This is a genomic window from Streptomyces odonnellii, assembly GCF_000981895.1.
GTDB lineage: Bacteria > Actinomycetota > Actinomycetes > Streptomycetales > Streptomycetaceae > Streptomyces > Streptomyces odonnellii.
This window is the reverse complement of record NZ_LATD01000111.1, coordinates 41,018-52,210: the sequence shown is the minus strand read 5'-3', so window position 1 is coordinate 52,210 and position 11,193 is coordinate 41,018. Positions and strand designations below refer to the sequence as shown.

The window sequence follows — 11,193 nt, the reverse complement described above, 5'->3', positions numbered from 1 at the left end:
TGGTACGGCTGATGCAGGTGGTACGGGCTGTGGTGGGAGTGGGGGTGGTACGGCCGGTGGGGGCGGTACCGCCGGTGCCTGTGCGGCGGGCGGAGGCGGCGTTTCGTACAAGGGCTCAGGTGCCACCGGTGTGTGCTGCCGCGGTACGGGCACCGCGACCGTGGGCGCGGGCACGGGAGCCCCGGTGGGTGCGGGCGGCCGGCCGTGCTGCCCGGCCCCCGGCTCCTCCGTCTGCTCGGCGCCCAGAAGCGCCTGCGGTACGACCAGTACGGCCTGCACCCCACCGTAGATATTCGGCTGGAGCCGCACCGCGATCCCGTGTCTGCGGGCGAGCGCCGAGACCACGAAGAGCCCGATCCGCCCGTCCTGGAGCAGACGCGCGACACTCACCTGGTCGGGATCGGCGAGCAGAGCGTTCATCCTCTCCTGCTCGCCGACGGACATTCCGAGGCCGCGGTCCTCCACCTCGACGGCCAGACCCGCCGTCACATACTGGGTCCGCAGCAGCACATGGGTGTGCGGGGACGAGAACTGGGTGGCGTTCTCGATCAGTTCGGCCAGCAGATGGATCACATCGGCGACGGCGTGGCCGCACAGGGCGCCCTCGATCGGCGGCACCAGCTTGATCCGCGGATACTGGTCCACCTCGGCGATGGCCGAGCGCAGCACCTCGCTCATCATGATCGGCCTGGTCCACTGGCGCCGGGAGACGGCCCCGCCGAGGACGGCGAGATTCTCCGCGTGCCGGCGGATACGGGTCGCGAGATGGTCGACCTGGAAGATGCCCTTGAGCAGTTCGGGATCCTCGACCTGGTTCTCCAGTTCATCGATGATCTGGATCTCGCGGTGGACCAGCGACTGGAGCCGACGGGCCAGATTGACGAAGACCTCCACCTTCTGTTCGTTGCCGACGCTGCTGGAGATCCGGGACGCCTGGAGGACGGCGGTGACGGCCGCTTCGTGCGATCGGCCCATCTCCCGTGCCAGGACGTCGAGTTCGTCCCCGACGGGCGCGTCCGCCGGGGGCGGCGGCTGCGGGCGGCGCGGGGTCACGCGCTCGCCCCGCCCGATCTGCTCGACGACCGTACGGAGTTCGGCCTGGCCGCGTGCGGTGGTGCGGCGCAGGGCCTCGCAGCGGTCGACGATGGACTTGGCCGTACGTTCCGCTCCCAGGGCCGCCGCGCCGATGGCCGCGAAGGCGAGCATCGCGGTGCCGACCAGCGCCGTCCAGATCTCGGCGGTCGGTTCTGCCGCGGTGGAACGGAGCGTGACCACCACGGCGGCGGCGCCGCTCAGCGCGGCGACTATCGCCGGAAGGACGGCGGTGCGCAGGAGTTGAGGACGCATCCGGGCGTCCGGCGGCAATGGCCCGCTCCCCATTGCCCTGGCCGCGGATGACAACGAGCGGGTGCCCGGCCGGCCGTGCCGCCCGCCCTCACGGCACTCCGGCCGTGTGACGGGTGCGCGAAGTTGAGACATCAGTGTCCTCGTACGTGGGGCCCCAGGAATCGGCAGCGTGCTGGTGCTCTCGGCAGTGACGCAGCGGCAGGGCCGTCGTACCGTACATAAGCCCTCCGTTGATCACCGGGCACACACAGTAGTCGCCACTCGTTCATCTGTGGTGGGCAGTTGAGCAACTTGCCCACAGAGCGTCCCGCTCCGGTATGAGTCCTCGCACATCAGCCCGAAATACCGCATTGGCGGTTCACGGACTCGGGCACCTTCATACGGAGGGCTTCACGCGGGCACCTTCACGCGGCGGGTTCACCTTCACGCGGCGCTTTGCACGGGGGCCTTACGCGGACGGCGGGAGGATCACCGAGCGGGTGAGATGGCGCGGACTGTCCGGGTCGAGGCCGCGGCGGTCCGCCAGTGCGAGGGCGAGCCGCTGGATCCGTACCAGCTCGGCGAGCGGGTCGAGCCGACCGGCCACCCAGAGCGCGCCGGTCGCCCGTACCTGCTCCGCCAGGCCCTCCGGAGCGGGACCGAGCGCCCAAGTCGCCGTCCCGCGGGTGGAGATGCTGATCGGGCCGTGGCGGTACTCCATCGCCGGATACGCCTCGGTCCAGGCGAGCGACGCCTCACGCATCTTCAGCGCGCCTTCCTCCGCGAGCCCGACCGACCAGCCCCGTCCGAGGAAGGTGAACTGCGTGCACTCGGTCACGCCGTCGGGTAGCCGGTCCGTGAGAGCGCTCTCGGCGTCCCTGACCACGGCGTCGGTGTGCAGACCGAGATGGGCCCGCAGAAGGGTGAGGGCCGTGGTCGCGAACCGCGTCTGGACGACGGACCGTTCATCGGCGAAGTCCAGAACGACCAGGTCGTCGGCGGCCGAACGCACCGGGGTCGCGGGGTCGGCCGTGATCGCGGTCGTACGGGCCGTACCGCGCACATCCGCGAGCAGCCGCAGCACTTCGGTGGTCGTGCCGGAGCGGGTCAGCGCCACGATCCGGTCGTAGCGCCGGCCCGTGGGGAACTCGGAGGCGGCGAAGGCGTCGGTCTCGCCCAGTCCCGCGCCCTCACGGAGCGAGGCATAGGCGCGGGCCATGAACAGCGAGGTGCCGCAGCCCACGACGGCCGTGCGCTCGCCGGCCCCGGGCAGCCGGTCGCGCACCTCGTCCGCCAACGCCGCCGCCCGGCGCCAGCACGCGGGCTGGGTGGTCAGTTCCGCCTCGACATGCGTCATGCGCGTCTCCACTCCCCTGCATTCCCCGGAATCGGTTCCGGGGGCATGCTACGGAGTGGCCGGGCGGCACGAGGCCGGAGGTCCGGCCCAGGGCAGAGGCCTGAAGCATCAGACCCCAAGCCTCAGGCATCAAGCCTCAGACATCAGGCCTCAGACATCAGGCCTCATCAGCACCAGGAGTCCCAGAGCCTCACGGCTCCCGCCTTTCTCAGGCGGGTGATGCCTTCCCGGCCGGTTCCCCGGCCTTGCCCCCGCCCGCCGTACCGGAGTCCTGAGCCGCGGCAACACCCGTGACGCCGGCGGCCACGCCGGAGACCGCGGGCCAGCCGCCCGCCGGAACCACCGCCACCGGCCGCCACCAGGGAGCCGTCGGAATGTCCTCCCCGGTCGGCTCGAAGGGCTCGCCCGGGCGCGGCAGCGCGATCGCGGCTCCCGCCTCCGCGCCGGCCGCGACCGTACCCTCACCGGGCTCGGCCCAGGGATGCGGCGCGAGATTGAACGTGCCCCAGTGGATCGGCAGCATCACACCGCTCGGCCGCCCGCCCTGGAGATCGAGGTGGGCGCGCATTCCCTCGGCCGGGGTCATATGAATGTCCGGCCAGTAGTCGCTGTAGGCGCCGATCTGGATCATGGTGGCGTCGAACGGGCCGTGCTCGGCGCCGATGTCCTGGAAGCCTGCGAAATAGCCGGTGTCCCCGCTGTGGTAGATCCGGTGCTCGGGTCCCGCGACGGCCCAGGACGCCCAGAGCGTGTGCTGCTGATTGCGCAGGCCACGGCCGCAGAAGTGGCGTGCGGGAGTGGCAGTGAGCCGGATGCCGGCGACTTCGGCGGACTCGTTCCAGTCGAGCTCGCGCAGCCGCTCAGCGGGCACGCCCCAGCGCTCCAGATGGGCGCCGACCCCGAGCGGCACGGCGAAGACCGTGTCCGTGGAGGCGAGGGCCCGGATCGTGGGCAGATCGAGGTGGTCGTAGTGGTCGTGCGAGATCACCACGACATCGAGGGGGGCGAGGGAGGCGAGCGGTACGGGCACGGGGTGCAGCCGCTTGGGGCCGACAAAGGCGAACGGTGAACACCGCTCGCCCCAGACCGGATCGAAGAGCACACGCCGGCCGTCGATTTCGGCGAGCACGCTCGAATGGCCCATCCAGGTGAGCCGAAGCCCGGAGGACGGGGGTTTCGCCAGGTCGGCGAGGGTGGTGGAGTGCACCGGCACAGTGCCGCTCGGGGCCCGCCGTGCCCGCGCCTCCTTCTGGAAGTAGACCTTCGCGAACTCCAGACCGGAGCCGGACGGTCTGGTCCTGGCACCCACCGGGTTCTGGAACACCCCGTCGGCGAAGTTCGGCGAGCGGTGGATCCGCTCCAGCCTCGCTCCTGCCGAGTCGGCCCCGAAGGCCGCGGGTCGCAGCGTGCGCAGCCGGGAGCGCAACGAAGGGGTGGAACCAGTGGCTGTCACAGCACCTCCTGGAGGTTCGGTGTTGTCCCATTATGTCCGGGCGGGTTTCTGTGTGCGGGGCGAATGAACCGGACTTCCCCCGTCCCGCGCACGGCCGTACAACGTCGTCACTGCCCCCAGGATTCCCAGGAACACCCCTGAACTCCGCCCGGTCCGGGGCGATGAGACGGAACGCGCCCTTTGACATACTGACCAGCGATTCAGTTGACAGTTCGCTCATACGTACGACGAGGAGACCGCCCGATGCCGCTGCTGTCGCTCACCTGGACGGACCATGTCACCGGCCGGCGGGGTTTTCTGGTCGTGGACCGGCTGGTACGAGGGGTCGCCAGCGGCGGGCTGCGGATGCGCGCGGGGTGTTCGCTGGAGGAGGTGACCGGTCTGGCCCGTGGCATGACCATGAAGGAGGCCCTGCACTTCGACGCGGACGACCCGACCGTACGGTATGTACCTCTCGGCGGCGCCAAGGGCGGTATCGACTGCGATCCGCGAGAACCCGACGCGTACGGCGTGCTCGTCCGCTATCTGCGCGCCATGCGCCCGTACATCGAGAGTTTCTGGACCATGGGCGAGGATCTGGGCCTGACCCAGGACACCGTGGACAGAGCCGCCGCCGAGGCCGGTCTCGTCTCCACCATCCAGGCGGTCCATCCGCTGCTCGACGACGAGCGGGCGGCCAGGCAGCGCCTCGCCGACGCCTTCGCGGTGCGGGTCGACGGCCTCGGTCTGGACGCGCTCGTCGGCGGCTGCGGGGTCGCCGAATCGGTGCTCACCGCGCTGGACCGGGCCGGGACCGCATACCGAGGAACCCGGGTCAGTGTGCAGGGGCTCGGCACGATGGGCGGCGCGACTGCCCGCTTCCTGTCCCGGGCCGGGCTGAGGATCGTCGCCGTGGCCGACGTCAAGGGCACCATCGCGCACCCGGACGGTCTGGACATCGAGTCCCTGCTCGCCGCCCGGGACCCGTACGGCACGGTCGACCGCGCCGCCCTCCGCCCCGGCGTCCTGGAACTGCCGGGCGACGCCTGGCTCTCCGCCGACGCGGAGGTACTGGTGCCCGCGGCCGTCTCGTACGCCATCGACACCGGCAACCAGGGCACGATCAAAGCCCGTTGGATCGTCGAGGCGGCGAACATGCCCGTACGGCCCGAGGCGGAGGAAGCGCTGACCGCACGCGGTATCACCGTCCTGCCCGATGTCGTCGTCAACTCGGCGACCAACGCCTGGTGGTGGTGGACCCTCTTCGGTGACATCGGCCCGCACGCGGAGGAGGCCTTCGCCCACATCCGCCGTGCGATGCGCACCCTCGTCGGCACCATGCTGACCCGTGCCGAAACCGGCCGCACCACCCCCCGTGCCGCCGCCCACACCATGGCCGCGGCCCGCCTCCAGGTCATCGCGGAGCGATACGGCTGGTACCGGTGAGGGGCCCGGAAGATCGATAGGGTGGGCCGCGTGGCGAGGGTGCGGCTGGGTGTGGCGGAGCGGCGCGAGGAGTTGCTGCGGGCCGCCGTCGGACAGATCGAGGCACGCGGGGTGGCGGCCCTGCGGATCGCCGATGTCGCCGCCGCGCTCGGCGTCAGCAGCGCCCTGGTCCTCTACCACTTCTCGACCAAGGAGAAGCTGGTCGCGGCCGCCTTCGCGTATGCCGCGCAGGACGATCTGGCCCGGCTGCGCGCGCTGCTCGGCCGGCGTGCGAGCGCGCTGGAGCGGCTGCACGGCGCGGTCCGCTGGTACGCGCCGACCGGCGAGGCCAAGGGCTGGCGACTGTGGATCGAGGGATGGGCGGCGGCCCTGCGCGAGCCCGCGCTGCGCGAGGTGGCGCTCGGTCTCGACCGGCAGTGGAAGACGGCCCTCGCCGAGGTGGTCGCCGAAGGCACAACGGCGGGCGAATTCGCTTGCGCGGACCCGGTGTCGGCGGCGGGACGGCTGACGGCCATGCTGGACGGACTCGCGGTTCAGATGACGTCGTACGCGGGTTCGCTGCCGCGCACCACCATGCTGGAGTGGGCGGACGAGGCACTCGCCCGCGAACTGGGCGTCGACCGCGCGGCGTTCGACAGGCCCGGGAAGTAACCGGCGGCCGGACCGGAGCCGCCGGACATCCGGAACCACACAGGGAGACGGAAGACTGTGGCACAGCAGCAGACCGATCCGACGGATCAGCTCGGCCATGATGTGCTGGTCGTCGGGGGCAGCGGGGTGGACACCGTCGTCCGGGTGGACTCGCTGCCGGTTCCGCTCGCGGACTCGGTCGGGGTCGGGCCGATCCGCGAATGGCCCGGCCACACCGGCGGCAATGTGGCGCTCGGCTGCCGGGCGCTCGGCCTGGACGTCAAGTTCCTCGACTTCATAGGGGACGACTGGACGGGAGGCCAGGTCCGCGAACGACTCACAAAAGGCGGTGTGGACTTCGAGGTGCTGATCTCCCCCGCCGGCACCCGGCGCGCGGTCAACCTGGTGGACAGGACGGGCCGCCGGATGTCGTTCTACGACGGCCGGGACCCGGCCGATCTGCGGATGCCGCGCGACTCCTACCTGCCTCACCTCCGGCGTGCCCGGCATGTCCATCTGTCGATCACCAACTTCGCTCGTTTTCTCTACGACGACATCGAATCGCTCGGGGTCCCCGCCTCGACCGATCTGCACGACTGGGACGGACTCAGCGACTACCACAGGGACTTCGCCCTCCGGTCCGATCTGGTGTTCCTCAGCGCGGCCGGGGCCGGTGAGCGGATCGCCTCGGTGATGCGGGAGATCCTGCGCGAGGGCCGGGCCGAAGCGGTGATCGCGACGGCCGGCGCGGGCGGCTCGTATCTGATGACCCGTCAGGGGAGCCGTACACCGCGTCCGATCCCCGCGACCATCCCGCCCGCGCCGGTGGTGGACTCCAACGGCGCGGGTGACGCGTACGTCTGCGGTTTCCTGTACGGACGACTGGCCGGGCTGGACCTCGAAGCCTGCGCCCGGATGGGCGCGGTGGCGGGTGCCTACGCCTGTACGAGCGGGGGCAACGAGGCGCTGATCGGCCCGGACGCCCTGGTCACCAGCAAGCTCAAGACCCTCCGTAAGTGAGCGGTCCTGGCCCTGACGGCCGGGCCCGAACAGGCCGGATCCGAACAAGCCGGAACCTGACGGCCCGGGCCTCAGCGGTCCGGGTCTGGGCAGACCGGGCCTGTACGGGTCCGCCGCGCCAGGCTCCGGGCTGAGAAGTCCGGGGCCCGCCAACGCTGCTGCCCGCTGCTGCCCCGGCCCGGTCGGCCGTCCGGCCGGGGCACCGCTCAGGTCTGGCGTATCGGCTCGTACTCCGCCGCTTCCAGTCCGAACGTCCAGGCGACCCCCTGCTTCGCCGTCCTGGTCGTGGGCGGCACCCGGAGCCAGTACGTACGGTACGTACCGTCCGGCTCCGGGGTGGAGTTGACCACCTCGACCATCGCTATGTCCTCGTCCCCGTCGAGCGCGATCCGCCACAGCACCCCCGTCTCGTCCCGGTGGACGGGCCGGGCCCCCGACTCGCTCAGATAGCGGTCGTAGCCGTAGTACTCCAGCATCACCCGGCGCAGTTCGGCATTGGCCTCGTCGCGGATCCGCTCCGGCGTGAGGGACGCCAGCTCGCTCAGGAATCCGGCGGGGACCGGCATCCCACGCCAGGCGTACAGCGCGAACCCGTCCGGGTAGGCCAGCGCCGGGCCGTCGCCGCGGTCGAGTCTGCCCGCCTCGTCGCGGTGGAGTTCCGCGGGACGCTCGCATATCACCACCGCGCGTTCGTACGGCCACCACCAGCCCGCGTGCCGCGCCACCTCGGCGAGTCCCTCAAGGCGCTCACTCCGGCCGTCGAAAGCCGCGAGCCAGGCCGCGTCGTGCTGTCCGAGCACCGCGTCGAGCAGCACCGCGCGGATCCCGGCCGCCTCCGCGGGCTTGGCCGGCTCACCGATGAGCGCCTCCACCACCCCGGTCCTTATCCGCTCCGCGAGCGCCCGGCCGGTGTCCCAGAGCTGTGCGCCGGTGGCACTCCAGTGCTCGGCCCAGCCCGCCGGTCCCAGCGCGTCATGCAGCCTGCGCCGCTCCTCGGCCCAGGGACGGGTGCGCACCTCGTCGCGCACCGACCGTCCCGCACCGTCGAGCGACCGCGCCAGCTCAGCCCCGGCCAGCGGCGATCCGGCCCAGATGATCCGCTCGGGCTCTTCGAGACCCGCCCTCCGGTAGGCGAGCCGTACCCCGCGCTCGGCCGCCGGCCGGTCCGTCTCCCCCGTCGCCGCCGCGACGGCCCGCCACATGTCCATTCCACTCATGTCCGAATCCCCGTCCCCTGTCGTTCCTGTCTCCGCCCCGCACACCGGTGCCCGTATCCGCGGCGGCGCCAACACCGCCGCACGGACGCTCAGTCCGCGACCACACGCACCGCGCCCGGCAGGTACTCCCGCTGGCGCACCACCCGGAACCACCCCTTGGGCAGCGGTATCGCCGCGTGCTCCTCGTGCACCACCCGCCCGCCGTCCGGGAGATGGAGATACATCGGCCCGGCCGTGCCGCCCGGCTCACGGATCAGCCGGCCGGGGCCGGTCACGGCGTGGGCGTGGCCGGTGACCTCGCCGAGCGCCAGGACCAGCCGCCCCCGCGCATCCCTCGGCTCGCCGGACACCCGTCCCGCGTCCATGAGATGAGACGGCACGGACTCCTCCGCGACGGGCGCGATCAGTACGTCTCCCTGCCGGAACATGGCTCTCCCCTCCACCGGCGGCGCCGAGTGCGCCGAACCTGAGAACGACGCTAGACGGGGGGTCTGACAATCCCGCCCCGGCGACCGTCGTTGTCAGTGCCGCTTGGTAGAACTGCTCCACATCAGCCGATCTACGTCACCGGTGTCTGGAGCATCCGCCATGACCATTTCGAACCATTTGCAGGAGCTGTACGGCCTGCCCGCGTTCGACTTCCCCTCCGCCGGCACCAAGGCGGAGCTTCCGGCCCCGGCCTCCGTGGCCTGGCGGATCGCTGTCGAGGCGTACGAGTCGAAGGAGGAGTGGGAGGAGGCCTTCGCCCGCTTCGCCGAGACCGTGGACACCACCGAGGTCAGGGCACTGATCGCGGGCTCGTGGAGCGATTCGTACGAGTCGGGCCCGGAGGAGGTGATATCCGCCCTGGTGGCGGCGCGCGACCGGCTGCCCGCGCTGCGCTCGCTGTTCCTCGGCGACATCATCGGGGAGGAGTGCGAGATCTCGTGGATCAACCAGGGACTGGTGAACCCGCTGCTCGACGCGTTCCCGGAGCTGCTGGAATTCGGCGTCCGGGGCGGCCAGGAACTGCGCTTCACCCCCTTCCGTCATGAGCGGCTGCGTTCGCTCACCATCGAGACGGGCGGTCTGGACGCCGAGGTGGTGCGGGCCATCGGCGCGAGCGACCTGCCCGCGCTGGAGCACCTCGACATCTGGCTCGGTGTCGACAATTACGGCGCGAACACCGAAGTGGCCGACCTGGCACCGATCCTGGCGGGCTCACGCCTGCCGAGCCTGCGGTATCTGGCCCTGCGCAACAGCGAGATCCAGGACGAGATTGCCATCGCGATGGCAAGCGCCCCCGTCGTCGCCGGCCTGGAGGTCCTCGACCTGTCGATGGGCACTCTCGGCGACGAAGGCGCCGAGGCGCTGCTCGCGGGCCAGCCGCTCACCCATCTCAAGAAGCTCGACCTGCACCACAACTATCTGGGCGAGACGATGCGCGAGCGTGTCCTCGCCACTCTCGGGGCGTCCGGCGTCGAGGTCATCGCCGAGCAGGGGGACGTCGACTGGGTCGAGGAAGATCCGGACTTCCGGTACACCGCGGTCTCGGAGTGATCCGATGCCGCCCCTGACCCTGGCCGTCGTCGGAAATCCCGGCAACCGCCGCACGGCCCTGTTCCAGGACGCCGTCCGGGCCGCCGGGCTGCCCGCCGCCCGCGAGGTGGCCTGGCTCGATGTGCTGCGCGGCCGGGCGGTGTTCAGGGCCGGGGAGACCGTACGGATCGACTCGCCCGGCGAGGACCCCGAGGTGGACCGGCTCCTGCGGGGTACGGACGACCCCACGAGGGTCGAGGGCACCGGCCGCTGGTACGAGCGGTTCATGGCCGCCGCGCGGGACGTGGCCCGGACCGCCTCCGCCGCCGGGGCCGAACTGCTCGCCGCCCCGGGCGAGTTGGCGGTTCTCTTCGACAAGCGGCTCTGCCACGGGGTGCTGGACGAGGCGGGGGTGCCGGTCCCCGTCTCGCCCACCTCGGGCCCGGCGGCTCCAGCCGTGTCCGGCTGGGACGACATACGGTCCCTGATGGCCGGGGCGGGACTGCACCGGGCGTTCGTCAAGCTCGCCCATGGCTCCTCGGCGTCCGGGGTCCTGGCCGTCGAGACGGCAGGTCCCGGACGGGTGCGCGCCACCACCTCCGTCGAACGCGACAGCGCGGGCCGGCTGTTCAACTCGCTGCGGGTGCGCCGTTATACGACCGAGCACGAGGTGGCCGCGATCGTGGACACCCTCGCGCCCGACGGGCTGCATATCGAGCAGTGGGTTCCCAAGGCGGCACAGGAGGGCAGGTCGGCCGATCTGCGGGTGGTGGTCGTCGCGGGCCGCGCCACCCACGCGGTTCTGCGGACGAGCGCCTCCCCCATGACCAATCTGCATCTCGGCGGCCGGCGAGGGGATCTCGACGCGGCCCGCGCGGCGATCGAAGCGGCGGGCGGAAGCTGGGCCTCCGCCCTCGCCGTCTGCGAGGAGGCAGCGGCCTGTTTCCCGGACACCCACTGTGTGGGCGTCGATCTGCTGCCTGCCCGGGGGTGGCGGCGGTTCGCGGTCTGCGAGGTCAACGCCTTCGGCGATCTGCTGCCCGGACTCACCGGCCTGGCGGGCCGTGGCGCCGAAGGCCTGGACACCTACGCGGCCCAGCTCGCCGCCCTGCCCGCCCGTACGGGAGCCCGTACGAGATCCGGGACAGCGCACCGGACGGCGCACCGGACGGCCAAGGAGAGAAATGACCGGGAAACGACCACGTCGGCATCTGAGACGCGGCTGAGATGACCGCGGCGATCCCCGA

10 protein-coding genes are annotated in these 11,193 nt (G+C 71.6%); 5 read left to right on the top strand and 5 right to left on the bottom strand.

What is annotated here, in order from left to right:
- The 3 genes from WH07_RS12500 to WH07_RS12490 all read right to left on the bottom strand — a co-directional run.
- A partial coding sequence (locus WH07_RS12500) for a sensor histidine kinase (RefSeq protein WP_107073639.1) occupies nucleotides 1–1,479 on the bottom strand: 1,479 nt, incomplete at its 3' end.
- A gap of 316 nt (nucleotides 1,480–1,795) precedes the next feature.
- A complete protein-coding gene (locus tag WH07_RS12495; protein ID WP_046499505.1) occupies nucleotides 1,796–2,683 on the bottom strand; it encodes an SIS domain-containing protein in 888 nt (295 codons plus the stop codon).
- Nucleotides 2,684–2,891: 208 nt separating this feature from the next.
- Nucleotides 2,892–4,136 (bottom strand): MBL fold metallo-hydrolase, encoded by a 1,245-nt coding sequence (locus tag WH07_RS12490; protein ID WP_046499502.1) that lies wholly within the window; start codon nucleotides 4,134–4,136, stop codon nucleotides 2,892–2,894.
- A 243-nt stretch (nucleotides 4,137–4,379) separates the two neighbouring features.
- Between WH07_RS12490 and WH07_RS12485 the strand changes: the two genes are divergently transcribed.
- The 3 genes from WH07_RS12485 (at nucleotide 4,380) to WH07_RS12475 (ending at nucleotide 7,211) form a co-directional block, all read left to right on the top strand.
- Nucleotides 4,380–5,561, top strand: a complete 1,182-nt coding sequence (locus WH07_RS12485; RefSeq protein ID WP_046499498.1) for a Glu/Leu/Phe/Val dehydrogenase dimerization domain-containing protein — start codon at nucleotides 4,380–4,382, stop codon at nucleotides 5,559–5,561.
- 30 nt (nucleotides 5,562–5,591) lie between these two features.
- Entirely contained in the window at nucleotides 5,592–6,212 is a 621-nt protein-coding gene (locus WH07_RS12480; RefSeq protein ID WP_198533793.1) for a TetR/AcrR family transcriptional regulator, read from the top strand.
- A 105-nt stretch (nucleotides 6,213–6,317) separates the two neighbouring features.
- Nucleotides 6,318–7,211, top strand: a complete 894-nt coding sequence (locus WH07_RS12475; RefSeq protein WP_046499526.1) for a carbohydrate kinase family protein — start codon at nucleotides 6,318–6,320, stop codon at nucleotides 7,209–7,211.
- Nucleotides 7,212–7,417: 206 nt separating this feature from the next.
- Here WH07_RS12475 and WH07_RS12470 read toward each other — a convergent pair whose 3' ends face one another.
- Nucleotides 7,418–8,428 (bottom strand): DUF6745 domain-containing protein, encoded by a 1,011-nt coding sequence (locus WH07_RS12470; RefSeq protein ID WP_046499494.1) that lies wholly within the window; start codon nucleotides 8,426–8,428, stop codon nucleotides 7,418–7,420.
- A gap of 89 nt (nucleotides 8,429–8,517) precedes the next feature.
- Nucleotides 8,518–8,856 carry a hypothetical protein gene (locus WH07_RS12465; RefSeq protein WP_046499491.1) on the bottom strand — a complete coding sequence of 113 codons (339 nt, stop codon included), beginning with the start codon at nucleotides 8,854–8,856 and terminating at the stop codon, nucleotides 8,518–8,520.
- 160 nt (nucleotides 8,857–9,016) lie between these two features.
- Here WH07_RS12465 and WH07_RS12460 point away from each other — a divergent pair, with 160 nt between their 5' ends.
- Together WH07_RS12460 and WH07_RS12455 are read left to right on the top strand one after the other, a co-directional pair.
- On the top strand, nucleotides 9,017–9,967 hold the full coding sequence (locus WH07_RS12460) for an STM4015 family protein (RefSeq protein ID WP_046499488.1): 951 nt from the start codon (nucleotides 9,017–9,019) through the stop codon (nucleotides 9,965–9,967).
- 4 nt (nucleotides 9,968–9,971) lie between these two features.
- Nucleotides 9,972–11,177 carry an STM4014 family protein gene (locus WH07_RS12455; RefSeq protein ID WP_079023167.1) on the top strand — a complete coding sequence of 402 codons (1,206 nt, stop codon included), beginning with the start codon at nucleotides 9,972–9,974 and terminating at the stop codon, nucleotides 11,175–11,177.
- The last annotated feature ends 16 nt before the right edge of the window (nucleotides 11,178–11,193 follow it).

What these genes read in the sequence shown, in the direction of transcription:
- WH07_RS12495 (WP_046499505.1), bottom strand. Translation starts at nt 2,683, where the DNA reads ATGACGCATGTCGAGGCGGAACTGACCACCCAGCCCGCGTGCTGGCGC.
- WH07_RS12485 (WP_046499498.1), top strand. Translation starts at nt 4,380, where the DNA reads ATGCCGCTGCTGTCGCTCACCTGGACGGACCATGTCACCGGCCGGCGG.
- WH07_RS12470 (WP_046499494.1), bottom strand. Translation starts at nt 8,428, where the DNA reads ATGAGTGGAATGGACATGTGGCGGGCCGTCGCGGCGGCGACGGGGGAG.
- WH07_RS12465 (WP_046499491.1), bottom strand. Translation starts at nt 8,856, where the DNA reads ATGTTCCGGCAGGGAGACGTACTGATCGCGCCCGTCGCGGAGGAGTCC.
- WH07_RS12460 (WP_046499488.1), top strand. Translation starts at nt 9,017, where the DNA reads ATGACCATTTCGAACCATTTGCAGGAGCTGTACGGCCTGCCCGCGTTC.
- WH07_RS12455 (WP_079023167.1), top strand. Translation starts at nt 9,972, where the DNA reads ATGCCGCCCCTGACCCTGGCCGTCGTCGGAAATCCCGGCAACCGCCGC.